Source organism: Nostoc mirabile CHAB5784 (genome assembly GCF_020829645.1).
GTDB lineage: Bacteria > Cyanobacteriota > Cyanobacteriia > Cyanobacteriales > Nostocaceae > Nostoc > Nostoc mirabile.
In genome coordinates this window covers 23886-48516 of sequence record NZ_JAIVFS010000052.1, presented here as the reverse complement: position 1 = coordinate 48516, position 24631 = coordinate 23886, and the positions used below count along the sequence as shown (strand labels likewise).

Genomic DNA, 24631 nt, shown 5'->3' with positions numbered 1-24631 from the left:
TCCACTGACTATGACCAGTGAGGGTGAATAGTTCCTCCCCTGTTGCCAGATTCCAGACTTTGAGGGTGTCGTCAACTGAACCAGAAATCACCCGTTGCCCATCGGGGGTAACGGCGACTGCTCTTACCCACTGACTATGACCAGTGAGGGTGAATAGTTCCTCCCCTGTTGCCAGATTCCAGACTTTGAGGGTGTCGTCAACTGAACCAGAAATCACCCGTTGCCCATCGGGGGTAACGGCGACTGCTCTTACCGGGCTACTATGACCATTGAGAGTGAATTGTTCTTTCCCTGTTGCCAGATTCCAGACTTTGAGGGTGTTGTCATCTAAACCAGAAATCACCTGTTGACCATCGGGGGTGACGGCGACTGCACTTACCGGGCCACTATAACCATTGAGGGTGAATAGTTCCTCCCCTGTTGCCAGATTCCAGACTTTGAGGGTGTTGTCATCTGAACCAGAAATCACCTGTTGACCATCGGGGGTGACGGCGACTGCACGTACCGGGCCACTATGACCATTGAGGGTGAATAGTTCCTCCCCTGTTGCCAGATTCCAGACTTTGAGGGTGTTGTCATCGGAGGCAGAAATCACCTGTTGCCCATTGGGGGTGACGGCGACGGCAAATACCGAGTTACTATGACCATTGAGGGTGAATAGTTCCTCCCCTGTTGCCAGATTCCAGACTTTGAGGGTGGAGTCAGAGGAGGCAGAAATCACCTGTTGCCCATTGAGGGTGACGGCGACGGCATTTACCGACTTACTATGACCATTGAGGGTGCGGAGTAAGCGTCCTCCTGGTGGGGTTAAGCTAGGGGTCAAGGCACACAGCCAAGGAGTAGTTGTCCTTTGCTTTATTTGTACCAGTAATTCCTGAATCTCCTCTGGCATTTTCTGATTTAGTAACCGTCCGTGCAATTGACTCGCTAATTGCCGCTTACCCGCGACTAAAATATGCGCTGACAGTCTCAATGCACTTTGAATCAATTCCAGACTTGTGCCTTTTTTAAAGTTGTATTCTGAGTTATTAGACATCTCCCTATGATCAATCAAATCATAATCTTCAATTAGCGGCTGTACCCCAAACTCAGGATGGTTAATCTTGGCAGTGATGAAATCAAAATCAGTCAGAGTTTTGTAATACTTCTCTAAATTTCCCGACTTTACCAAGCTTGGCGCTAAACTACCCAAGTAAGCACGTTGAAAAGCAGGACTTTGTGCCGCTAATTTGTCAGCAAATTCTTCCATCTCACGCCATCTCCCTGTTAAGGTAGTCCGCAATGCGTTGATTAACCTCTTGAAATAGCTTCCGTTTGGAACCCAAAACCCGTTTTGCTTTCAAGAAGTCCAAAAAACTTGCATGATAGATGCTGTGGCAGATTTCTCCTTTTATATCCTGCTTCTTCAAATATTCAACCCACTCTTCTAAAACTGATTGCACATCATATTCCTCTTGTTCGGCAATATCCGCTATCATCTCACAGGTAATTGGTGTGCCAATCTCCACTAAAATAAACAGGATAAATACTTTTACTTCTTGGGGCTTTTCATCCATCCCCATACGTACCCAATGAACTTGATAATAATCCTTTAGACCATCGGGTAATTGCGTTAAACTCAGGTCTTTATAGTCACCTTTAGCAACTCCTGGCAAAAGATAACGCAGGTACATGAAATTATTTTCACTCTTAGTTGCTACCTGCTCAACAAAATCATTCTCATCAACTTTGCGGTCTTGAATCCATTGTCTAAGTGCTTTCTTATAGTCTTCATCGACATTCAAAAAGAACCGAATATACTCCTTAATGTCTTCACGACTCAAATCAACATACTTAGTTGCGCTTAAATCTAGCTCCTCTACCGGGACATCTGGTGCAGACAAGCGTTTTTTATCTATGGTATATGGTCGTCTAGTCAGCAGAAAATAAACACGTTCAGGAAGCGACGGCGGTAAATCTAAAAGATTCCCCCCTGTTTCTTGTTCGACTTCATCCAGCGCATCAACCACAATTACCAGACGATCGCCAGCATTCAGTTTTTTGCTAACCTGTTCTAGTAAATCTGCTAAATTAGCCTTCTGGGCATTCTGCAACTGGTAACGCTTAATTAATTGTTTGCGAATACTTTCAAGAAATAGCCCCGTTCGATTGCGACCATCGGAGCGAATATTAAAATAGCATGGTGATTTATTGTCCCAGACGTATTTAGCAGCAATGGTACTCTTCCCCATCCCCGCGTCACCCAGCACTGTGAAGTAACCACTGCGATTTTTGTCGCAAAATTGCTTAAATGCGTCAAAAACAAACTGACGACCACAAAACGAGCGAATTTTTTCTCTAATTAACGACTTAAATTCTGCTGAGTACTCGTCTAAATTCCATTCTGGAAAAGGCTCAAACTCTATTGATTTACTTCTTTTAGCAACCTTAATAAATATTTCCCCAAACTCCTCTAACTCCGATCGCAGTTCAATTCTCATCAATCGGATATCAAATTCTGAATCCTTCCCCTGCAAAAACTTTTCTACTTCCTTGTAGAAACCCAAGGGATTATTTGAAGTATAAGCACTCCAAAAAGCATTTTTAATTTCTCTTTCTCGAAAAAGATTCAGCAGTACTTCCTGCTTATCCACACCATACTCAATTAAAGAATAAACATAAACACCATCAACATCTTTAGGTGGTTGTACTGGGTCAAAATTGAATTGTTTTAAGGTTCTAACTACAGTTTCATTGCGTTGAGCTTGATTAATAACTAGAGAAGCCGCAGGTTTAGCAATACTTTTAAGTGTATTAACTACAGGGTCAATATTCATCTTTGCTACCAGTAGATATAACTTTTACACCTGTAACTTATCCTAACGACTGATGCCAAAATTAAGCAAATACACGGTTATATAATAGCGATACCTTTCCTTCTCTACGAGAGGCTGCGCCAATGGAACGCTACGCGTAGCTTGCTTAAGAGTAGGAGTACGATAAGCTGCGCTAACGCTCCCTCTTCTCTCTTCCTCAGCGTCCTCTGCGCCTCTGCGGTTCGATTCTCAGACTCATTTAGCGCAGTATGAGCGCTCACCTATACCTAAAATAAAATGAAACATGGTGCGTAGGCGTAGCCTGTCGTAGACATCGCATAGCCGTTTTCAGTACCAAACTTCCAACTTGAGCTTTTAAACCGCAATTTTCAAGCTCAAAGGTGCAACTTTCAGCATCAAAGGTGCAACTTTCAAGCTCAAAGGTGCAACGTTCACCTTCAGAAGCTCAACATTCACCTTCAGAAGCTCAACATTCACCCTCAGAAGCTCAACATTCACCCTCAGAAGCTCAACATTCACCCTCAGAAGCTCAACATTCACCCTCAGAAGCTCAACATTCACCCTCAGAAGCTCAACATTCACCCTCAGAAGCTCAACGTTCACCCTCAGAAGCTCAACGTTCACCCTCAGAAGCTCAAATGCGGCAATATTAACCTTGAAACTGCATCAATAAGTAGAAACCCCATATATGCTTGGACATTAAAGATAGCCATCTATGGTATAGAAATGTATAGAATCTTGTAAAGATATAAAATATAGTTCTTAAATGCACACATTTCTAGCTTCTTCCTCAATGCAGGTGTCTGTACCACCAAATCACTTTCAGCCAATGAAGATTGTCGCACTGGGGGACAGCTTAATTTATGGATTCGGCGATCCGGAAAAAGGAGGCTGGATCGAGCAACTACGGCGATGGTGGATGTTGCCGGATAGTGCGGGTCATGTTCTTTATAATTTAGGGGTAAGAGGCGATCGCACGCAACAAGTAGCCCAAAGGCTAGAAGTCGAATTTCGCCACCGGGGTGAACTGCGAAATCGTGTTCCCGACTTGATTATTTTGTCCGTAGGCGTGAATGACTCAGCGCGGTTGGCGCGTCTTGATGGTCGAAGTTACACAGATTTTACATTGTTTGAAAAAGAAATTGCTTCTCTGCTAGATTTAGCACAGCAACTATGTCCTGTATTATTTGTGGGCATGGTGCCAGTGGATGAAGCCAAGATGCCATTTCTAGATTGCTTTTACTATAATCATGCCGACCAGTACCGCTACAAAGAAGCAACTCGAATTGCTTGTACCAAACGGCAGATTCCCTATTTAGATATTTTTGAGCAATGGATGGAACGCGGTGAAAATTGGCGGCTTAAACGCTTGAGTGAAGATGGTCTTCATCCCAATACACTGGGTTATCAAGCTTTGCTAGAAGATGTAATCAATTGGGATGCAATTTCAAGTTACCATTCTAAATTTGATTACCACCTTAAGCCATCGTAATCAGATAAATATGTTGATGCTTTGGGGCTAATCTAATATTCTCGTATCTCCCATCCTTGCAAAAAGCACTGCAATAGTGCTGAATTTTTAAATCCATCTTTTCCCTATTTTTTATTCAGCACTTCTATGACACCAACTTTATTTGGTCGTTGGCAAACTCGATTATTATTACTTGCAACAGTGGGCGTACTTGTGTCTTTGCCTTTTGCAATGGGTTTGATTGGTTCTAATGCTAACTCGGTTTATTTTTGGATACTTGGTTATGTCGGCGTCTTTGGCTTAGGTTGGGATGTGCTTTATAACTATCTCCAAAAATTTCGCTGGGACAGGGATTGGCCTGGAGTTTATCAATTATTAGCTGGTATATCAGAATTGGTGTTTGTGTTCTGTGGAGTAAAACTGTTTGGCTTTTTACCAATACCTTTACCTAAAGAAGAACTACCGTTAGCAGTTTTTTTGTTGCACTATAGCGTCGTGTGGCTAGCAATTTTTATTAGTTCACAAAGCCTGATGCGAGTTATCTTTCCCCGTTGGCGTTTCCGGGGTGGGGAGTGGTTATGAAAATGCAAAGAAGGAACCTCAATAAATAGATTTTAAAGAATAAAGTAGTGAGTAATACCTAAGTTAAGAAATAATAAAGAAAAAGAATTACTTAAACAGCTATGGCTAGAGTCAATCGGTTGGTTCATCCGAACCCCTCAAGATTACTGAGGACGCAGAATCGCCCATTAACATGCTCATTGACGACAGAGATTGGGCTGATTAACTACAGTCAGTCGGAAGAAGCGGTTCGCCACAAACCCTATACACCAGAGGAATGTATGCCTTATCTAAGGGCAGAATCGGTGAGTTGGGTCGATATACAGGGGTTGGGGCGCGAAGATCTCCTACAACAATTTGGAGAAAGGTTTAACCTTCATCGTTCACTCCTCGAAGATATCATGAACGTGCCTCAGCGTCCCAGGTTTGAGGATTATGATGACCAGCTATTAATAATTTGTCGCATGGTTAAAGCTGATGATCAGGGTAAGGGCTTTGACCGTCAACAGGTGAGCCTTGTCTTAGGATCAAACTATGTACTCACAATTCAGGAAGGGTTTGACCACGATAGTTGCTTTAATCCATTACGCGATCGCATCTGCCGTGACAAAGGGGCTATCCGTAAACAAGGAGCAGACTACCTGCTTTACTGTCTAATTGATGTGATAATTTCTGGTTTTTTCCCAGTGCTAGAAGACTATGGCGAACGACTCGAAGAACTCGAACATGAGGTTGTCCGTTCTCCTAATCGCTATACCTTAGAGAAAATTTACGAGATGAAGCGCGAGTTGCTCATGCTGCGGCGATCAATTTGGCCTCAGCGCGATGCTATTGATCGGCTGATGCGGGAAGATTCAGATCTGATCAAGAATGAGGTGCGCGTCTGCTTGCGCGATTGTTATAACCACGCAGTGCAGGTAATCGATATGGTAGAGACTTATCGGGAGCTTGCTTCTAGCTTAATGGAGGTTTATCTCTCCTCAATGAGCAACCACATGAATGAGAATATCCGCTTCCTGACTGTATTTTCAACAATCTTTTTACCCCTGACATTTATTGCTGGTGTCTATGGGATGAACTTTAAATCCATGCCTGAGTTGGAGTGGGACTGGGGATACCCTCTCCTTTGGCTGATTATGTTGAGTATTGCTGGCTGTATGCTGTTTTACTTCTACCGCAAGGGCTGGCTAAAACTCAAATGATAAATAACCATCTGCGATCGCATCTTTTTGGTTTTATCACAATGGTGATTTCTTTCAACCAAAAGTAACGCCTTGGTCAGCCGCTTTGTATTTAGGTGCGTCGATGACAATTACGGCTTTTCCAATGTTAGCTCGCATTCTTTACGAATGCGGTCTTGCACAAACCCGCTTCGGTACTTTGGCTTTAGGTGCAGCATCGGTAGATAATGGAGTTGCTTGGTGTTTGCTAGCGATCGTGCTTGCTAGCGTGAAAAATTCTCTGAGCATTGCCATCTTAGCAATTGGTGGTGGCATTTGCTACGTGCTATTTGCCATTTTTCTGGCTCAACCTCTACTAAGAGCCTTCACACGCATGACAAAACGCGATGCAGGTGTGAACAAACAAACCCTAACTTTAATGTTGATAATTTTGATGTTTTGTGCATGGTTTACTGATGTCACAGGTATCTATGCAATATTTGGTGCTTTTGTGCTAGGAGCAGTGACACCGCGGGGAGAATTCGCCCAACAAATTCGCCAACATACAGAGTTTTTAACTACTTCTTTTTTGTTACCGATATTTTTTGTCTTCTCTGGACTGAATACTAAAATCGGATTAATAAATACACCTACTTTATGGGGAATTACGTTTTTAATTATTGCGATCGCAATTCTTGGCAAAGGTGTTGCTTGTATGTTGGCTGCAAAATTGGCGGGGGAAAATTGGCGCGAATCTGCAACTATCGGCGCTCTGATGAATGCTCGTGGTTTGATGGAGTTAATCATCCTCAACATTGGTCTGGAGCAAGGTATAATTACCCCAACTTTATTCACTATCATGGTTATTATGGCAGTCATTACTACACTCATGGCATCATCACTGATTGCCTTTTTGTTGCAAGGTACAAGCTACGAAAAATATTCCGCTTAAGCAAATTTAAATATAAGATTAATTACCTAGTAATTGGGAAAAATTCTCTGCTTTGACTCTGGCTATAACGGCTAAGTTGTTTGTAGTGGCGTTTAAGCACTACTACAAATTGGCTGCCTATTAACTAATTTTCTTGCTATCGTTACGGAAGCTCTTAGAGATGTAGCTCCTAAAATCATCAAAATTAATGTTTCACTGCTACAACTCCATTGTAATAATAATTGACATGACGACGAAGCACAAATTAACCTTGGCTGTATCTAACAAGCTTGACATTTTCCCGTCTTTTAAAGAATTATCTTAGGAAAACCAGATACTTAATTTTGAGGAAACCATGCATATAGTTATTCTCGTTCTGGTTGAAGTGCTGATTATTATTGGGCTTTCACGGCTAGTAGGACTAGGATTCCGTTCCATTAAGCAACCACTGGTAATTGGTGAGATTGTCGCCGGAATTATGCTTGGCCCATCTTTATTTGGTTTAGTTGCTCCCGATCTAGCAGTTTCTTTGTTCCCACCAGAAACTTTTCCTTTTCTAAATGTTCTGTCTCAGGTGGGACTAATATTTTTCATGTTTCTGATTGGGCTAGAACTTAATCCAAAATATCTCAGTGGACAATTAGAAGTAGCTGTTTTAACTTCTCATGTCAGCATTTTGGTGCCGTTTTCCTTAGGAACATTGCTAGCGGTAATCCTTTATCCCGTAGTTTCCAATGGAAGTGTATCTTTCACCGCTTTTGCCTTGTTTTTGGGGGCGGCGATGTCGATTACTGCCTTTCCAGTGTTGGCACGAATCATTACTGAAAACAATTTACAAGGAACCCGTTTAGGAACGTTGGCGTTAACTTGTGCAGCAGTCGATGATGTGACAGCTTGGTGTCTATTAGCAGTAGCGATCGCTGTAGCTAGAACTGGTGACTTTGCAGGTGCCATACCCACAATTATCGCCAGCATAGTTTATATCGGCTTGATGTTAACGGCGGGACGTTGGTTCCTCCAACGCCTTGCTAAACACTACGTTCGTGCGGGACGCCTCAGCCAATTGCTGCTAGCTGGGATTTATATGGCAGTAGTTGCGTCGGCATTAATCACCGAACTAATTGGTATTCACTTAATTTTTGGAGCATTTTTACTGGGAGCAGCAATGCCCAAAAATGAAGATTTGGTGCGGGAATTGGCAGTAAAAACCGAAGATTTTGTCCTAATATTCTTGCTGCCAATATTTTTCGCCTACAGTGGCTTACGGACACAGATTGGCTTACTCAACCGTCCAGAATTGTGGCTTTTGTGTGCGTTGGTTTTAGGAGTGGCGATCGCAGGCAAATATGTTGGCACTTATGTAGCGGCCCGTGTCAGTGGCATTAGTAAACGGGAAGCCTCGGCACTCGGTTGGTTAATGAATACTCGCGGTTTGACCGAACTGATAGTGCTAAACATTGGTCTAGAGTTAGGGGTAATTTCCCCCTTAGTATTTACCATGCTGGTAATTATGGCATTGGTAACTACATTCATGACCTCGCCACTGCTGGAATGGACATATCCGAAAAAGCTGATCAGGTTAGATGTCATGGAACCGGAGTCGGAAGGAGAAAAAGGTATAGATACCTCTGCTGGAAGTGAAACTTCCCCTCATCCTTTCCGAATTTTAGTGCCAGTGGCTAATCCAAGTACCCAAAAAGGTTTAGTACAGTTCGCAGTAGCGTTGGCGCAGCCCGCCGTAGGTATCGCTCTCAATTACCGATATCCTGCCATTGTTAACCCTCTTAGCCTGATTGAATTTGAAGAAGACTATGCTTTTGAAAGTACCCCAGTTGAAGCAGACAGATTAATCACCCAGCGTCGCCAGCAGCTACAAGAATTAATTAATACTCTCGAACCGCCAGAAACTCGTTCTTGTGTGCATCCTATCGTTCGCATATCCAGCAACGTTGCCCGCGAAACAGCACAGATTGCCACATTAGAACAAGCTGATTTAATTCTCGTGGGCTGGCATCGGCCAGCTTTTAGTAGTAATCGTTTAGGTGGACGAGTCGGACAAATGCTTACCACTGCCCCAGTGGATGTAGCAGTGTTTGTAGATAAAGGCAAAGAGCAATTAGAAAGTTTATTGGTACCTTATTCAGCCAATATCCATGATGATTTAGCACTAATACTAGCTCTGAGACTGCTAATCAATCGTGAGACTTGTATGTTGCAGATATTACAGATAGTAGCAAATCAAGCCAAGGAAGAATTGAGTTACGAACTGCACACGATGATGGAACAATTGCCCACCAGTGTACGCGATCGCATTGAAATCAAAATTATTGAAGCCCCAGAACCAATCCAAGCCGTAATTAAAGCCTCAGAAGGTGTAGACCTAACTATTGCTGGCACCAGCCGCGCTTGGGGTATCGAGCGCCAAACCTTGGGAAGATATACAGATCAACTAGCCATCCAATGTCGTTCTTCCCTGCTGATTACCCGCCGCTACAGCCAAGTCACTGCTCACCTTGCCTCTATGCTTCCTGAAGTTAGTAGTCAAGAGCCAACATTGAGGAGTTGAAATTCATGAATCATTTCAACCTCAAATCTTTAACTTTTTACGGAGTAGCAATAACTTCAGTGCTAGTGTTGTTTAAAACTGTAACCGTTTACGGGGAAAACAATCTCAAGGCTCCTCCTCCAATTAACGGTCGGTATCGTCTAACCCTGTCAGAGAATTTGCCTAACTGTGAAAAATCGGATACTCTGACGTTAAACATTGAGCAGTCGGGTATTTACTTAAATGCCTCTGTCTTATCGGCAAACGCTAACCCCAATACTGACGAAAACCACTCTCTGGCAGGCATCTTCCGAAATCAACAGTTAAATTTATCTGGAAAAGTTGGTAAATCAATCCTTTGTAATATTCCTCGCCCCCAAAATGATCCTCTGAACTCAGTCACAATTCAAATGCAACTTGTGGATAAAGGTAATATGACAGGTCAATTAACCGTAAAGGGCATTCCACAAACTCTGAAATTTACTGCTGTGCCCCAAAAAGCTAATTGAATTGAGAGTGAGTAGAGACGCGATTAATCGCGTCTTTGGGATTAATTGCATCTACGGGATTAATCGCGTCTTTGGGATTAATTGCATCTACAGGATTGAAAGCGCGAAGTAAACAGCAATGTGAGCGCATTGTATGGGTTTTATGGAGCAGATAAAAAGAATGGATCAGGGACTAAAGACTAGGCAATTTTGCCAATGGCGCAAGCAGCTATTTAGCATCAGTCTATTAGGCTTTTGTGCAGCGATCGCGCTCGAAACTTGCACTACTGCTGCTACACCAGTGGCAAAGCTAGAAAATTGGCGTTTTTCCCCCAAGACACAGCAACTAGAAATCACCCTCTCAGCAGGCACAACCCCCCGTTATTTTTACCTAGCCCAACCATCTCGGCTTGTTGTAGATTTACCGAATACTAAGTTAGGCAAAATTATTACACAACAAAATTATTCTGGAGCAATCAAAAGCATTCGTGTTTCTCAACTGAACGCAAATGGCACACGCATTGTCCTAGATTTAGCACCAGGGGCTGTTTTAAATCCCAAACAGATACAACTGCAACCCGTTTCCCGAAAAAACTCTACTCGCTGGGTATTACGTCCGGTTATTTCTAGTAAAACTACTGCCGTCAAACCAGGGAACTCCCCACCGTCACCCAAGAAACAACCTCAAACATCCCAAAAGCCGCCTACTAACCTACCCGTAACCACTACTAATCTACAAGCACCCTTACTCACGGTTCCGCCTATATCAAATAACCTGCCCTCAACAATTACTAATAATTCAGGGCAGCCTTTTGTAACCGTACCTCCCCTAACTCCTAATACATCCTCTCAACAACCTGCTTTGATTCTTCCCCCTCCTTCTTTCCCAAATCAACCCGGTAACTTGAATAGCATTCCTCCTTTCGGTATGTCGGAATTTCCAGTTCCAACAATCCCCAATCTTCCCAATCCCCAGGTGATCGAGTTTGGTCAACCCCTTCCTAAAAACCGATAGGGAGCAGGGGAGGTGAGGGAGTGAGGGAGTGAGGGAGAAGAATTAATAACCAATGCCCCATGACGCCAGTCGCCTCAAGTCGGGAAACCCTTGACGCTCGAGGACTCGCTAACGCTGCGCTAACGGCAATCGCTCATGGGGGAAACCCCCATCGCCCTTGGCGTCTCCCCTTGGGAGAAGACCGCGTTGCCGACGCTCGATGACTCGCTACCGCTTCGCTAACACCACAGCGCTGGCTCCCCACAATGCCCCATGCCCAATGCCCCATTCCCAAATCTAAAATCTGTCCGTTTCCTGAGGTGTTCCAACTGCTCCTGGTTGAGCGTTGAAGAAGTTTTGAGCAGCTTCATTCTGATATATACACCTAATATCAGGTTTGTCACTGTCCAAGTTACCTGTAAAGCCAAAGGTGTTGAGGCGATTTTTGCAATCTCTTACCTGATCAGATGTCACCAGCTTACGTTGCTCTAAAAGCGCCCAGTTATTTTGTCGGATCACGCATCCAGGACGCATACTGGGCTGGGAAACATAGACATTGAAGGGGCTGAGAGTGACGAACAGTCTAGCGTCCATTACCATCGCGCTGGCTCCATACTGCACACAAATTTCAGGGTTTGGTGCTTTGGTGTCAATGAAGTCACGGGAAGCTACATTTGATGGGGACAACGTGGCTGTAGAACTAAAAGCAATGCCAATCCCAATTCCCAAAATCAACACTCCTCCCATAATTGCGATGGTAGTGAAGTTAAACAAAGGGGATTGGAAAATAGAGGGTTTAGAAGTAGTAGCCGATTTACCAGTAGGTTTACGTCTCATTGTTGCTTAATCACCTTCACGCCGATTTCGCAGGGAGTGGTCTAAAGTTTTCTCCCTCTTTTCAGTATGCCTAGTCTTGACTGTAATTGCCTGTGACTTTCTGTACGATATTCTTTTTAAATGAGAAAAATAGGAACTTATCTAGATATCTGGACAGAATTTCAACCTTGTCGGTTATTGTTTCCATCTTGAAGAATTGGTGAGTATTTTTATTTTTTTGCCGGTTAAGGAATTGTTATTACCTTTGTGCTGCTTCACATCAAAATCACAGAGCAACTGTCTTTAACTTCTATATTTTATTAACCAATTATAGCATATTTTTGATAGCTATCAGATATTCTTGATTCAATTTGCACAAATGATGCAGTCAGAATGCTTGGATTATCTAGCTTTTTGTTTGTAATTTTGCGAAAAGTCTGAGCGGAAGAAACCTGTGCTTATAACTTTCCCCGACGAATTTTTTGTATTCGTATTAGATATTTTTGTTACCCCTAGTAATTGATATGTCAAACAATGTAAATTAAAATTTAAGTAAGTTTTAATAACTAATTAGAAACAAGTGACATCTCAAAGAGCGTTATTCTCAAGCAAGAAGTTCAAAACTTCGCAACTTCAAATCCTTCTAGCTGATAGTCTGACTATTTTTTGGGGAGATTGGTTAGATTTACGTGTCAGAATCGTACAAGTTGCTGCATCAGGCTTAATATCCCCATTGATATATATTTTAGCTTTTGGCTTGGGTTTGGGTAGTTCCATCAAACCTGGCTCAGGGATTAGTGGTAACTATAACAACTATTTAGAATTCATATTACCAGGGATGGTGGCGCTATCGTCGATGACGATTAGCTTTGGTGGAACGACATTTTCGATTTGTGGAGACAGACTATTTACCAAAACCTTCGAGGAATTGTTGTTAACTCCCATACACCCCTTAGCGTTGCACATCGGAAAAATGCTGGCGGGAGTAGTGCGGGGGTTGATGACATCGGGTTCGGTGATTTTGGTAGCGGTGCTGTTGACTGGAAACTGGAATTTTCTCAACCCACTATTTCTATTGTTAGTAGTGCTGAATTGTTCAGTATTTGCTGGGTTAGGGGTGATTGTTGGTTTGAGTGTGCGATCGCTCGAATCAGTTGGACTCTACAACAATTTTATAATTATCCCCATGTCATTCTTAGGGGCAACCTTCTTTGACCCTGGTACATTACCAGCTGCCCTCAAAGTCGTAGTTTACCTGTTACCACTCACCTACGCCAGCATCGGACTGCGTGCAGCTGCCCATTTACCTTTGTCTCAGTTTCCTTGGTACAGCATACCGATTTTGCTAGTGATTGCGATCGCTCTTTCTCTGTGGGGTGCTTATAAATTCGCTCACCAACAGGATTAAAGTAATTTGTAATTCGTAATACTCGCCTCCGGCGAGAAGCAAGCTACGTAATTCGTAATTAGTTAAAGCCTTGATTACAACCTGTACTTTAATCGTTGAATTTTCTGCAAAACTTTTTCCCGATACTGCGTAAAATTTACCACATACTGTGCTTTCTTATACTAATAAGTGTTGAACGCTTTCATCAGATGGGCGGCAAACAAATTCGTCTTGATACAGCAATTGCTAACGAGGCTTCACGGCGGTTATTTGCGTCTTGTGGTTTTCGACCCAGCATTATTGAAATGCTGATTGAAGTGAGTCATTAGTCATGAGCAAATGACTAATGACTAATGAAAAAGGACTAACTAGCTAAAAGAGTTTTTTCTAGAGAAGTCCAACGGAAGGCGCGATCGCCACCCCTCTCAATGACTACTCTTACTCGTGGTTCTAGCTGAGGCAAATTCGTTAAATACTCAAGTTCCTCATTGGAAAGAATATGCCCTTCAATAATCCACAAAACCAGCCCCTTTGACTTTGGTGGTAGCTGTTCTAGATGATAATTGATAATTGGTGGTAAGTAGTACACATCACCTACTGCCGCACCACTACCAGTGCTTTTTTTACCAAGATGAGGAGGTCTGACTCCATGAATTCTTGTGAGATACGCAGCTATGTCGCCCAACCCCTTGGCGGTAATGTGGAGGGTGGTATAGCCAGCTGCGCGTAGTCGGCGCTGATATCGACCTTCATAACCCCCTTCCAGAGGTACATACACGCCAAGAGCGCCAAATTTTTCCAGATCGCGCATTAAACCGTTGCCAGTGGTAATTAGTGCCATAGATTTTCGTCTTATCCCACTTAGATATCTCTATTATTTACCCTGAACCGATAGATTAAAAGGATTTTTTTGGGCATGGGGCATGGGGCATTGGGCATTGGGCAATAATCCATAGTTCTTCTTCCCCTGCCTCCCCTACTCCCTACTCCCTACTCCCTACTCCCTACTCCCCAAAAATAACTCTATAAATTACTAGACAAACATAAATAAATAATTTATATTATTAGATTGTGACCAAAGACGCAAATTAGACTCCCTTCTTACTGTCATTTTGAGATAGTGTTAGCATCAAAAGCTGATGACTCAATCCAAATTGGATAATCTAACTCAGATTGATCATAGACTGGTAAACTAAGGAAGCTTTCAGGTCAACATTGGAGCTTATGGGCGAAGAACCAAAGCCAATCCAAAGCTCCACAGTACATTTACTCCTGTGCCTCTGAAAAAGCAGGCAAAATCTTAAACAATAGTTTAAGGTGTTTAAGGATGTAAAAACTGAGCAGCAATGTTGGTTTCATGGCATTACGTCAGTCTCAGTTAACGGATACTGGGTGGTAAAAACCGCTTAAGTCCAACTGCAACACGGCAGTAGCCAACCTCCGGGAAGCCGTCTTATAGGCGAAAATTGGAAAACCCCGCCGACAGCGCTGCCTCCAGAAAGTGCCAGAGCAATTGCTTGGACGAAAGCATTGCTGCACACAGCTTAAAGCTGTAGCGCCTTGCATTGATTCCAGAAGTTACTCCTTCCCAATGGGAAGGGACTTGTGGCTGTTCTGGTGATCTAGTGAGTGAAGCTAAACAGATTCACCAAGCAGTACGGACACGCTTTGTTGTGTCCGAAAGCATTTGGAGCAGTTTATTTAAGCCATTCCAAGTTTCGCAGGCTAACCCAGCCTAAACTGATGCGTACAAAGCGTGTCCTCTAGAGTCCAATTCCAAGGTCAGCAAGTAGAAAGGAGAACCAGTTACTGTGTCTGTAGGTATTCTCGGCACCAAGCTGGGCATGACCCAAATATTTGACGAAGCAGGAGTAGCTATTCCTGTAACTGTCATTCAAGCAGGGCCATGCACCGTTACACAAGTTAAAACCAAACAAACCGACGGTTACTTTGCCATTCAAGTTGGTTATGGCGAAGTCAAACCAAAGGCACTGAACAGACCACTACTGGGTCATTTAGCTAAATCATCTGCCCCAGCATTGCGTCACCTAAATGAATATCACACCGATAGCTCTAGTGATTATGCTTTAGGTCAACAGATTAAAGCAGATATTTTTAGTGCAGGTCAAATTGTCGATGTAGTCGGCACAAGTATCGGTCGCGGCTTTGCCGGAAACCAGAAGCGCAACAACTTTGGTCGGGGGCCCATGTCACACGGTTCCAAAAACCACAGAGCGCCCGGTTCTATTGGTGCTGGTACAACACCAGGTCGTGTCTATCCAGGTAAGCGGATGGCAGGCCGTTTAGGTGGGAAACGCATCACAATCCGCAAACTGACCATAGTGCGAGTTGATCCAGAACGCAACTTATTGCTAATTAAGGGAGCGATTCCTGGTAAACCAGGTGCTCTAGTAAGTGTTGTGCCTGCAAAAATAGTGGGATAGTCAAAAGTCATTAGTCAAAAGTCATTAGTCAAAAGTCAAAAGTCATTGGTCATTAGTGAATAACAAAGGACAACTGACAAAGGACAAATGACAAATGACAAATGACAACTGACAAAGGACAAATGACAAATGACAAAGGACAACTGACAAAGATGGTTGAAAGCGTAGTTAAAAATTGGCAAGGAGAACAGGTCGGCGAGACGACCTTCGAGTTGCGCGTTGCCAAAGAAGAAACAGCGTCTCATATTGTGCACCGCGCCTTAGTACGGCAATTGACTAATGCTCGTCAAGGAAATGCCAGTACAAAAACTCGTTCAGAAGTCAGAGGCGGTGGCCGTAAACCTTGGCGACAAAAAGGTACTGGTCGCGCTCGTGCAGGGTCTATTCGTTCACCACTGTGGCGTGGTGGTGGTGTGATCTTTGGGCCAAAGCCCAGAGACTTCAACCTCAAGTTGAACCGCAAAGAGCGACGTTTAGCACTGCGGACAGCATTTGTCAGCCGCATTGAGGATTTGATCGTAGTAGAAGAATTTAGCACCGAGCTATCTCGCCCAAAGACTAAAGAATTAGTAGCAGCCCTTGCTCGTTGGGGAGTCGTACCAGAAAGCAAGTCACTGTTAATTTTGTCTAAAATTGCGGATACAGATAACGTTTATTTGTCAGCCCGCAACATTGAAAATTTAAAACTAATTGCAGCCGACCAGTTAAATGTTTTTGATTTACTGCACGCTGACAAAATTGTAGTTACGGCATCAGCCCTAGAAAAAATTCAGGAGGTCTACAGTGCCTAGCTTTGACCCCCGCGACCTTGCCGACTTAGTGCGTCGCCCAATCGTCACCGAGAAAGCGACTATCTTGATGGAGCAGAATAAGTACACCTTTGAAGTAATTCCAAAAGCATCTAAGCCAGAAATCAAGGCTGCGATCGAAGACTTGTTTCAGGTCAAGGTTGTAAAAGTCAACACCACCCTACCACCGCGTAAAAAGCGGCGCGTTGGTAAATTTATTGGTTATAAGCCCCAATATAAGCGAGCCATTGTTACCGTCGCACCTGGGGATGAAGACAAGATTAGACAAGTTCTATTCCCAGAAGTCTAGGAATTTTAGATTTTAGATTTTAGATTGAGGAGTTTACTGAAATAAGTACCAAAGATGGTCGCAATCAGTTAAACACTCATTAAATCCAAAATTCAAAATCCGAAATTAAGTAAATCCAAAATCCAAAATCCAAAATAGATTATGGGTACTCGTTCTTATCGCCCTTATACCCCCAGCACTCGCCAAGTCACAGTTTCTGACTTTGCGGAGATCACAAAAACCAAGCCAGAAAAATCCCTAACTACCTCGAAGCATCGCGCCAAAGGTCGGAATAATACCGGGCGGATTACCAGTCGTCGCCGGGGTGGCGGACACAAACAACTTTACCGACTCATAGATTTTAAAAGGGATAAACATAATATTCCTGCCAAAGTCGCAGCAATTGAATACGATCCTAACCGCAATGCCCGAATTGCCCTTTTATATTACCAAGATGGCGAAAAACGGTATATCCTCCATCCCAACGGGTTGAAAGTTGGAACAATAATTATTTCTGGGCCTGAAGCTCCTTTTGAAGATGGTAATGCTTTACCTCTTTCAAAAATTCCCTTGGGTACTGGTGTTCACAACGTAGAAATGACTCCTGGCAAAGGTGGTCAAATCGTGCGTGCTGCTGGTGCTAGCGCTCAAGTTGTGGCAAAAGAAGGTAATTATGTAACTCTCAAGTTGCCTTCAGGAGAAGTCCGCTTGATTCGGCGCGAATGCTACGCCACCATTGGGCAAGTAGGCAACACCGATGCGAGAAACCTGAGTGCAGGTAAAGCAGGGCGAAATCGCTGGAAAGGTCGCCGTCCTAAAGTTAGAGGTAGCGTCATGAACCCAGTGGATCACCCACATGGTGGTGGTGAGGGTAGGGCACCTATCGGTAGATCGGGGCCTGTTACACCTTGGGGTAAACCCACATTGGGCGCGAAGACACGCAATCGCAAGAAACTGAGCAGCAAATTGATTGTGCGTCGTCGCCGTAAATCTTCTAAACGCGGTCGCGGTGGTCGTGAATCTTAAAGAGTTAGGAGTTAAGAGTTATAAGTTGAGAGTAAAATCTAACTCCTAATTCCTAATTCCTCACTCCTAATTCCTAAATCCTAAATCCAAAATTGAACTATGGGTCGTTCTCTAAAAAAGGGTCCTTTCGTTGCGGATCATCTCCTAAAGAAAATTGAAAAGCTCAACGACAATAACAGAAAAGAAGTTATTAAAACTTGGTCAAGAGCTTCGACAATTTTGCCTCTAATGGTAGGACATACCATAGCTGTTCACAACGGACGCCAACACGTTCCAGTTTTTGTAAATGAACAGATGGTAGGTCACAAGTTGGGTGAATTTGCCCCGACACGCACCTACAGAGGTCATGGAAAAAGCGACAAAAAAGCAGGTAGGTAGTCATTAGTCATTGGTCATTTGTCATTAGTCATTGGTGAGCCAGTGCGGTCTTGGGGGTTTCCCCCATGAGCAACTGGCGTAAGCGTTGCGGTAGCGACGCAGGAGCGTCACCCGAAGGGTCATTAGTTATTAGCTTTCGACAAAGGACAAAGGACAAAAGATAAAGGACGAAGGACAAAATTGGAGAAAATTATGGCTACTAATACTACTGAAGTAAAAGCGATCGCTCGTTTTATCCGCATCTCGGCCTACAAAGTGCGTCGGGTACTCGATCAAATTCGCGGGCGATCGTACCGTGAAGCATTAATCATCCTAGAATTCATGCCCTATCGCGCCACTGAACCCATCTTGAAGGTTCTCAGAAGCGCTGCTGCTAATGCCGAACACAACGCTGGGTTAGATCGAACTCAACTAGTGATTACCCAGGCTTATGCCGATCAAGGGCCATCGCTGAAGCGGTTCCAACCAAGAGCGCAAGGTCGAGCTTACCAAATTCGCAAGCCGACGTGTCATATTACTGTGGCCGTTGCAGCAGCCCCAGAAAAATAAGCTTTTTTACACGAATAAATTGCGTAAAGTAAGAAATTTTAGAGGAAGCATTCGTGGGACAGAAGATTCATCCAGTTGGTTTTCGTCTGGGTATTACACATGAACATCAATCCCGTTGGTTTGCTGTTCCTGATCGCTATCCAGAACTTTTACAAGAAGACTACAAACTGCGTCAATATATAGAACAAAAGCTGGGTAGGCAGGCTCAAAACAACGCCGGAATTTCCGAGGTGCGGATTGAGCGCAAAGCCGACCAAATCGACTTAGAAGTACGTACAGCTAGACCAGGCGTAGTAGTAGGCCGTGGTGGGCAAGGTATCGAATCTTTGCGTACCGGACTCCAAGGGTTGTTGGGTAGTAATCGCCAAATTCGCATTAACGTTGTTGAAGTCCAACGAGTTGATGCTGATGCCTACCTAATTGCCGAATATATTGCTCAACAATTAGAACGCCGGGTTTCCTTTCGGCGGGTAGTGCGGCAATCGATTCAGCGGGCCCAACGCGCTGGTGTCCAAGGTATTAAAATCCAAGTTAGCGGTCGGCTCAACGGTGCAGAAATTGCCCGGACAGAGTGGACTCGTGAAGGTAGAGTACCTTTACATACCTTACGGGCTGACATTGACTACTCTTATTGCACGGCAAAGACTGTTTACGGCATTCTGGGCATCAAAGTATGGGTGTTTAAGGGAGAAATTATTCCTGGACAGGAAGAAACTCCGCCACCACCTGCAAGCCGCGATCGCGAACGTGAACCCCGCGATCGCGAACGTGAACCCCGTCGTCGTCAACAACAACGGCGTCGCCAGCAATTTGAAGACCGCTCAAATGAAGGATAAATCGTCATTAGTCATTAGTCATTAGTCATTAGTAAATGGCAGATGACAAATGACAAAGCGCAAAGTCTGAGCGGAGGTTTCCTCCGTAGACGCGCCAGCGGCTTGCCGCAGGCATGAGAACTTTGTAAGAGAGGACAAATGACAAATGACAAGTAACAAACCATGTTAAGCCCTAGAAGAACTAAATTCCGCAAACAACAGCGCGGACGGATGGAGGGACTAGCCAGCCGTGGTAGCACCCTCAACTTCGGTGATTTTGCACTCCAAGCGCAAGAACCTGCTTGGATTACCTCTCGGCAAATCGAGGCTTCTCGTCGGGCAATGACCCGTTATATTCGTCGGGGTGGACAAATCTGGATTCGGATTTTCCCTGATAAACCTGTAACCATGCGTGCTGCTGAAACCCGGATGGGTTCCGGTAAAGGTAATCCAGAGTTTTGGGTAGCTGTAGTCAAGCCAGGACGAATTTTGTTTGAAATCGGTGGGGTTTCTGAAGAAATCGCCCGTGAAGCTATGCGTTTGGCTTCATTTAAACTGCCTATAAAAACTAAGTTTATTGTGCGCTCTCAACCACAGGAGCAGGAGTAGCTTATGCCTCTTCCCAAGATTTCACAAGCAAGAGAATTAAGTGACGAGAAACTCTCTGAAGAAATTGTCGCGATCAAAAGACAACTATTTCAGTTGCGCTTGCAAAAAGCCACCAGACAACTAGAAAAGCCCCACCAGTTCCGACAATTGCGCCACCGCCTAGCCCAATTGCTGACGCTAGAAACAGAACGCAAACGGGCAGCAAGTCAATCGGCTAAAGAAAAAAAGTAGGAGATTATGGCAGTTAAAGAACGAGTTGGCTTGGTAGTGAGCGATAAAATGCAAAAAACTGTGGTAGTAGCCATAGAAAACCGCGCTCCTCACCCCAAGTACGGCAAAATTGTGGTTAACACCCAACGATATAAAGTTCACGACGAAGAAAATAAGTGTAAAGTAGGCGATCGCGTTCGCATTCAGGAAACTAGACCCCTGAGCAAAACCAAGCGCTGGAAAATCACAGAAATTTTGAACGTCAAGCCTACTTAAACCTCATCGTTGTTAGTTTTTAACAACATTACAAGGGAGAATAATTGTGATTCAACCCCAGACTTACTTGAATGTCGCAGATAATAGCGGTGCCCGCAAACTAATGTGCATCCGCGTTTTAGGCGGAGGCAACCGTCGTTATGGTTTTATCGGCGATAAAATTATCGCCGTTGTCAAAGATGCTACACCCAACATGGCTGTCAAAAAGTCTGATGTTGTCGAAGCAGTAATTGTCCGCACTCGTAAAGCTGTAAGTCGTGACAGCGGTATGAGCATTCGCTTTGATGATAACGCTGCTGTGATCATCAACAAAGACGGTAATCCCAGAGGCACACGGGTTTTTGGCCCAGTTGCACGGGAACTGCGCGATAAAAACTTTACCAAAATTGTTTCTCTGGCTCCGGAGGTGCTTTAATGGCAGCCAAACAGGGTACGCCCAAAGTATTCCACAAAATGCACGTTAAAACTGGCGACACCGTACAAGTGATTGCTGGCAAAGACAAAGGAAAAGTTGGTGAAATTATCCAGGCACTTCCCCAACTGAGTAAAGTCATCGTCAAAGGTGTCAACATTAAAACCAAGCACGTCAAACCCCAGCAAGAAGGGGAATCAGGGCGAATTATGACCCAAGAGTTCCCAATTCATAGCTCCAACGTGATGCTTTATTCCACCAAGCAAAACGTTGCCAGTCGTGTTTGTTATACCTTTACATCAGAAGGCAAAAAAGTCAGAAAACTCAAAAAAACTGGCGAGATTCTGGATAAATAGTCATTAGTCATTAGTCATTAGTCATTAGTAAAAAGACAAAGGACAAAGGACGAATAACAAAGGACAATAAAAGTTCCCTGACCAAGCCCAGGGATATCAGGACAAAAAACTATGGCGACAACAAGACTCAAAACCTTATATCAAGAGACAATCGTCCCCAAACTGATCAATCAGTTTCAATATACCAATGTTCATCAAGTACCGAAGTTGGTAAAGGTTACTATTAACCGGGGTTTGGGTGAAGCAGCTCAAAATGCGAAGTCGCTGGAAGCATCCATTAATGAAATTGCCTTGGTGACAGGTCAAAAACCAGTGGTGACACGGGCGAAAAAAGCGATCGCTGGCTTTAAGATTCGTCAAGGGATGCCTGTGGGGATCATGGTTACTCTCAGAGCCGAACGGATGTATGCCTTTTTCGATAGACTAGTTAGCCTGTCACTACCGAGAATTCGAGATTTTCGCGGCGTTAGCCCTAAAAGCTTTGACGGACGCGGTAACTACACTCTGGGTGTTAGAGAACAGCTAATTTTTCCAGAAGTCGAATACGACAGCATCGATCAAGTACGTGGGATGGATATTTCCATCATCACCACAGCAAAAAACGACGAAGAGGGACGCGCCTTACTTAAAGAATTAGGAATGCCCTTTCGCGATCAATAAGTTCATCTATAGAGGGAACGATGGCGGCTAACGACACAATTGCAGATATGCTGACGCGCATCCGCAATGCCAACCTGGCGCGGCATCAAACTACACAAGTGCCAGCTACAAAAATGACCCGGAGCATTGCCAAAGTGCTACGGGAGGAAGGCTTTATTGCTGAAATCGAAGAAGCAGAAGAAGGGGTAAAACACAACCTAGTGATTTCCCTGAAGTACAAAGGTAAGAATCGTCAGCCTCTAATCACCGCCTTAAAGCGAGTGAGTAAGCCAGGCTTGCGTGTTTACTCCAATAGAAAAGAATTACCAAGAGTACTAGGCGGTATTGGCATTGCCATTATTTCTACATCCAGTGGCATTATGACTGACCGCGAAGCGCGGCGTCAGAACTTGGGTGGCGAAGTGCTTTGTTACGTTTGGTAGTCATTGGTCATTAGTCATTTGTCATTAGTCATTGGTCATTAGTCATTGGTCATTAGTGAAAGACAAAGGACAAAGGACAAAGGACAAAGGACAAAGGACAAAGGACAAAGGACAAATAACAAAGGACAAAAAGTCATGTCTCGTATCGGTAAACGTCCAATTACTATTCCCGCCAAAGTTCAAGTGGCGATCGATGGTACGAATATTGTGGTGAAAGGCCCGAAAGGAGAACTTTCTCGCACTCTCACACCTAATGTTTCACTCTCTCAAGATGGAGACATATTACAGGTAAATCGTCGGGATGAAACTCGTACCTCAAAGCAACTGCATGGCTTGAGCCGCACTTTAGTTGCCAACATGGTCGAGGGAGTTTCCCAAGGTTTTCAACGCCGTTTAGAAATTCAAGGTGTTGGCTACAGGGCACAGCTTCAAGGGCGTAACCTACTTTTAAATATGGGTTACAGCCATCAAGTGCAAATTGAACCACCAGAGGGAATTCAGTTTGCAGTAGAAGGTACCACTAACGTCATTGTTAGCGGCTATGACAAAGAAATCGTAGGCAACACAGCCGCCAAAATTCGCGCCGTTCGTCCACCAGAACCTTACAAAGGTAAAGGCATTCGCTATGCCGGTGAAGTGGTCAGACGGAAAGCTGGTAAGACTGGTAAGGGTGGTAAGAAGTAGAAATGAAACTTACTCGTAGAGAATCAAAAAACCGTCGTCATCGGCGCGTTCGTGGTAAAGTTATTGGCTCTACAGAACGTCCGCGTTTAGCGGTATTTCGTTCTAATGAGCATATTTATGCCCAGATAATTGATGATACTCAGCATCAAACCATCGTGGCAGCATCGACTGTAGAACCAGAACTGAAATCTAGTTTAGCGTCATGTGCAAACCGCGACGCATCGGTGCAAGTTGGGAAATTGATTGCAGTGCGATCGCTAGAAAAAGGCATCACCAAAGTAGTCTTTGATCGCGGTGGAAACTTATATCATGGTCGTGTCAAAGCATTAGCTGATGCAGCACGCGAAGCTGGTTTAGATTTCTAAAGTCATTGGTCATTAGTCATTGGTCATTAGTCATTGGACAAATGACAACGGACAAATGACAAAGGACAAATGACAAAAGACAAATGACGTTCATCAGAGCACTAAATTATGGCAACAGAGCGTAAAAGTAGAACAAAGCGTGCCAAAAAAGAAGAAACCACTTGGCAAGAACGGGTTATCCAAATCCGACGCGTAAGTAAAGTGGTCAAAGGTGGTAAAAAACTCAGCTTCCGAGCGATCGTTGTTGTCGGTAACGAACGCGGTCAAGTTGGTGTCGGAGTAGGCAAAGCCTCAGATGTAATTGGCGCCGTCAAAAAAGGCGTAGCCGACGGCAAAAAACACCTCATTGATATACCCATTACCAAATCCAACTCCATCCCCCATCCCATTAATGGTGTCGGTGGCGGTGCGAAAGTGATGATGCGCCCAGCCTCACCTGGTACTGGGGTAATTGCAGGTGGTGCTGTGCGGACTGTGCTGGAATTAGCAGGAGTTCGTAACGTCTTAGCCAAGCAACTTGGCTCTAACAATCCGCTCAATAATGCTAGAGCCGCAGTCAATGCCTTATCTACACTGCGAACTCTTTCTGAAGTCGCGGAAGATCGCGGTATTCCTATTGAAAGTCTCTACATTTAGTAGAGTCCCACTTACAGAGCTTTTGTGTAAACAAGAACTAATTACATCATGAGACTCAACGATGTTAAGCCGCAAAAAGGCTCAAAGAAACGCAAGAAGCGTGTAGCCAGAGGTATTTCTGCCGGTCAAGGTGCCAGTGCTGGTTTAGGTATGCGAGGTCAAAAATCTCGTTCTGGTAGTGGCACTCGTCCAGGTTTTGAAGGTGGTCAACAGCCATTGTACCGCCGCTTACCTAAGCTGAAGGGCTTTCCGATTGTTAATCAGAAGATTTACACTACGATTAATGTAGAGAAGCTAGGCTCCCTTCCTGCTAATACGGAAGTAACTCTGACCTCCTTGAAAGCCGCAGGTATCCTGACTGCTGTCAAGGGGCCATTGAAAATTTTAGGTAACGGGGAATTGAGCATTCCGCTCAAGGTACAAGCGGCAGCTTTCACAGGTTCAGCTCGTAGCAAAATTGAGGCAGCTGGTGGTAGTTGTGAAGTCTTATGAGTGAGCCGGAACAGCGCACTTAAATGGAAGCCAACTCGCTGTCAGCGCCTG

30 protein-coding genes and 1 pseudogene are annotated in these 24631 nt (G+C 44.2%); 27 read left to right on the top strand and 4 right to left on the bottom strand.

Going from position 1 to position 24631, the window contains the following annotated elements:
• Both LC653_RS26865 and LC653_RS26860 read right to left on the bottom strand, forming a co-directional pair.
• Nucleotides 1-1249 (bottom strand): annotated as a pseudogene (locus LC653_RS26865) (outer membrane protein assembly factor BamB family protein); the annotation flags it as partial.
• 1 nt (nucleotide 1250) lies between these two features.
• Nucleotides 1251-2816, bottom strand: a complete 1566-nt coding sequence (locus tag LC653_RS26860; protein ID WP_229497727.1) for a P-loop domain-containing protein — start codon at nucleotides 2814-2816, stop codon at nucleotides 1251-1253.
• A 401-nt stretch (nucleotides 2817-3217) separates the two neighbouring features.
• Here LC653_RS26860 and LC653_RS26855 point away from each other — a divergent pair, with 401 nt between their 5' ends.
• From LC653_RS26855 to LC653_RS26820, 8 genes are all read left to right on the top strand, one after another.
• Entirely contained in the window at nucleotides 3218-3469 is a 252-nt protein-coding gene (locus tag LC653_RS26855; RefSeq protein WP_229497726.1) for a hypothetical protein, read from the top strand.
• A gap of 113 nt (nucleotides 3470-3582) precedes the next feature.
• A complete protein-coding gene (locus LC653_RS26850) occupies nucleotides 3583-4308 on the top strand; it encodes a GDSL-type esterase/lipase family protein (protein WP_229497725.1) in 726 nt (241 codons plus the stop codon).
• 126 nt (nucleotides 4309-4434) lie between these two features.
• Nucleotides 4435-4869: a hypothetical protein gene (locus tag LC653_RS26845; protein ID WP_229497724.1), complete on the top strand. Its 435-nt coding sequence runs from the start codon at nucleotides 4435-4437 to the stop codon at nucleotides 4867-4869.
• Nucleotides 4870-5048: 179 nt separating this feature from the next.
• Nucleotides 5049-6050 carry a magnesium/cobalt transporter CorA gene (gene corA / locus LC653_RS26840; protein WP_229497723.1) on the top strand — a complete coding sequence of 334 codons (1002 nt, stop codon included), beginning with the start codon at nucleotides 5049-5051 and terminating at the stop codon, nucleotides 6048-6050.
• A gap of 16 nt (nucleotides 6051-6066) precedes the next feature.
• The gene (locus LC653_RS26835) at nucleotides 6067-6960 is read left to right on the top strand and encodes a cation:proton antiporter domain-containing protein (protein WP_308189147.1); all 894 of its coding nucleotides are present in this window, start codon (nucleotides 6067-6069) and stop codon (nucleotides 6958-6960) included.
• A 334-nt stretch (nucleotides 6961-7294) separates the two neighbouring features.
• A complete protein-coding gene (locus tag LC653_RS26830) occupies nucleotides 7295-9505 on the top strand; it encodes a cation:proton antiporter (RefSeq protein ID WP_229497721.1) in 2211 nt (736 codons plus the stop codon).
• Nucleotides 9506-9510: 5 nt separating this feature from the next.
• Nucleotides 9511-9993 (top strand): hypothetical protein, encoded by a 483-nt coding sequence (locus LC653_RS26825; protein WP_229497720.1) that lies wholly within the window; start codon nucleotides 9511-9513, stop codon nucleotides 9991-9993.
• A 160-nt stretch (nucleotides 9994-10153) separates the two neighbouring features.
• Entirely contained in the window at nucleotides 10154-10987 is an 834-nt protein-coding gene (locus LC653_RS26820) for an AMIN domain-containing protein (RefSeq protein ID WP_229497719.1), read from the top strand.
• Between the two features lie 276 nt (nucleotides 10988-11263).
• On the opposite strand, the gene LC653_RS26815 is transcribed toward LC653_RS26820, so the two are convergent.
• Complete coding sequence (locus tag LC653_RS26815; protein ID WP_229497718.1) at nucleotides 11264-11803, bottom strand: DUF3172 domain-containing protein; 540 nt, start codon at nucleotides 11801-11803, stop codon at nucleotides 11264-11266.
• A 559-nt stretch (nucleotides 11804-12362) separates the two neighbouring features.
• Here LC653_RS26815 and LC653_RS26810 point away from each other — a divergent pair.
• Nucleotides 12363-13190 (top strand): ABC transporter permease, encoded by an 828-nt coding sequence (locus tag LC653_RS26810; RefSeq protein ID WP_229497717.1) that lies wholly within the window; start codon nucleotides 12363-12365, stop codon nucleotides 13188-13190.
• Nucleotides 13191-13533: 343 nt separating this feature from the next.
• Here the strand turns inward: LC653_RS26810 and LC653_RS26805 are convergent, their stop codons facing one another.
• Complete coding sequence (locus tag LC653_RS26805; RefSeq protein WP_229497716.1) at nucleotides 13534-14010, bottom strand: NAD(P)H-quinone oxidoreductase subunit N; 477 nt, start codon at nucleotides 14008-14010, stop codon at nucleotides 13534-13536.
• A gap of 970 nt (nucleotides 14011-14980) precedes the next feature.
• On the opposite strand from LC653_RS26805, the gene rplC reads away from it, so the two are divergent.
• The 18 genes from rplC to rplO all read left to right on the top strand — a co-directional run bounded on the left by rplC (nucleotide 14981) and on the right by rplO (nucleotide 24580).
• Nucleotides 14981-15613: a 50S ribosomal protein L3 gene (rplC, locus tag LC653_RS26800; protein ID WP_229497715.1), complete on the top strand. Its 633-nt coding sequence runs from the start codon at nucleotides 14981-14983 to the stop codon at nucleotides 15611-15613.
• Between the two features lie 152 nt (nucleotides 15614-15765).
• Complete coding sequence (rplD, locus tag LC653_RS26795; RefSeq protein ID WP_229497740.1) at nucleotides 15766-16404, top strand: 50S ribosomal protein L4; 639 nt, start codon at nucleotides 15766-15768, stop codon at nucleotides 16402-16404.
• Nucleotides 16397-16711 carry a 50S ribosomal protein L23 gene (locus tag LC653_RS26790; RefSeq protein WP_069070779.1) on the top strand — a complete coding sequence of 105 codons (315 nt, stop codon included), beginning with the start codon at nucleotides 16397-16399 and terminating at the stop codon, nucleotides 16709-16711. Before rplD ends, LC653_RS26790 begins: the two co-directional genes overlap by 8 nt.
• A 141-nt stretch (nucleotides 16712-16852) precedes the next feature.
• Nucleotides 16853-17716 (top strand): 50S ribosomal protein L2, encoded by an 864-nt coding sequence (rplB, locus tag LC653_RS26785; protein ID WP_229497714.1) that lies wholly within the window; start codon nucleotides 16853-16855, stop codon nucleotides 17714-17716.
• 99 nt (nucleotides 17717-17815) lie between these two features.
• Nucleotides 17816-18094: a 30S ribosomal protein S19 gene (rpsS, locus tag LC653_RS26780; protein ID WP_012410721.1), complete on the top strand. Its 279-nt coding sequence runs from the start codon at nucleotides 17816-17818 to the stop codon at nucleotides 18092-18094.
• 192 nt (nucleotides 18095-18286) lie between these two features.
• Entirely contained in the window at nucleotides 18287-18643 is a 357-nt protein-coding gene (gene rplV, locus LC653_RS26775) for a 50S ribosomal protein L22 (protein WP_190727944.1), read from the top strand.
• A gap of 53 nt (nucleotides 18644-18696) precedes the next feature.
• Nucleotides 18697-19479 (top strand): 30S ribosomal protein S3, encoded by a 783-nt coding sequence (gene rpsC / locus LC653_RS26770; RefSeq protein ID WP_229497713.1) that lies wholly within the window; start codon nucleotides 18697-18699, stop codon nucleotides 19477-19479.
• Between the two features lie 162 nt (nucleotides 19480-19641).
• Nucleotides 19642-20067 (top strand): 50S ribosomal protein L16, encoded by a 426-nt coding sequence (rplP, locus tag LC653_RS26765; RefSeq protein ID WP_190727943.1) that lies wholly within the window; start codon nucleotides 19642-19644, stop codon nucleotides 20065-20067.
• Nucleotides 20068-20070: 3 nt separating this feature from the next.
• On the top strand, nucleotides 20071-20298 hold the full coding sequence (gene rpmC / locus LC653_RS26760; protein ID WP_229497712.1) for a 50S ribosomal protein L29: 228 nt from the start codon (nucleotides 20071-20073) through the stop codon (nucleotides 20296-20298).
• A gap of 6 nt (nucleotides 20299-20304) precedes the next feature.
• The gene (gene rpsQ, locus LC653_RS26755) at nucleotides 20305-20553 is read left to right on the top strand and encodes a 30S ribosomal protein S17 (RefSeq protein WP_229450954.1); all 249 of its coding nucleotides are present in this window, start codon (nucleotides 20305-20307) and stop codon (nucleotides 20551-20553) included.
• A gap of 46 nt (nucleotides 20554-20599) precedes the next feature.
• Nucleotides 20600-20968: a 50S ribosomal protein L14 gene (gene rplN / locus LC653_RS26750; RefSeq protein ID WP_012410715.1), complete on the top strand. Its 369-nt coding sequence runs from the start codon at nucleotides 20600-20602 to the stop codon at nucleotides 20966-20968.
• Complete coding sequence (gene rplX / locus LC653_RS26745; RefSeq protein WP_229471860.1) at nucleotides 20968-21321, top strand: 50S ribosomal protein L24; 354 nt, start codon at nucleotides 20968-20970, stop codon at nucleotides 21319-21321. Before rplN ends, rplX begins: the two co-directional genes overlap by 1 nt.
• Before the next feature lie 111 nt (nucleotides 21322-21432).
• Nucleotides 21433-21981 carry a 50S ribosomal protein L5 gene (rplE, locus tag LC653_RS26740; RefSeq protein ID WP_100901246.1) on the top strand — a complete coding sequence of 183 codons (549 nt, stop codon included), beginning with the start codon at nucleotides 21433-21435 and terminating at the stop codon, nucleotides 21979-21981.
• Between the two features lie 20 nt (nucleotides 21982-22001).
• Nucleotides 22002-22403 (top strand): 30S ribosomal protein S8, encoded by a 402-nt coding sequence (rpsH, locus tag LC653_RS26735; RefSeq protein ID WP_012410712.1) that lies wholly within the window; start codon nucleotides 22002-22004, stop codon nucleotides 22401-22403.
• 135 nt (nucleotides 22404-22538) lie between these two features.
• Complete coding sequence (gene rplF / locus LC653_RS26730) at nucleotides 22539-23087, top strand: 50S ribosomal protein L6 (RefSeq protein ID WP_229497711.1); 549 nt, start codon at nucleotides 22539-22541, stop codon at nucleotides 23085-23087.
• 2 nt (nucleotides 23088-23089) lie between these two features.
• Nucleotides 23090-23452, top strand: a complete 363-nt coding sequence (rplR, locus tag LC653_RS26725; RefSeq protein ID WP_100901248.1) for a 50S ribosomal protein L18 — start codon at nucleotides 23090-23092, stop codon at nucleotides 23450-23452.
• Nucleotides 23453-23560: 108 nt separating this feature from the next.
• A complete protein-coding gene (gene rpsE, locus LC653_RS26720; protein ID WP_109011930.1) occupies nucleotides 23561-24088 on the top strand; it encodes a 30S ribosomal protein S5 in 528 nt (175 codons plus the stop codon).
• A 48-nt stretch (nucleotides 24089-24136) separates the two neighbouring features.
• On the top strand, nucleotides 24137-24580 hold the full coding sequence (rplO, locus tag LC653_RS26715) for a 50S ribosomal protein L15 (protein ID WP_100901250.1): 444 nt from the start codon (nucleotides 24137-24139) through the stop codon (nucleotides 24578-24580).
• Nucleotides 24581-24631: the final 51 nt, after the last annotated feature.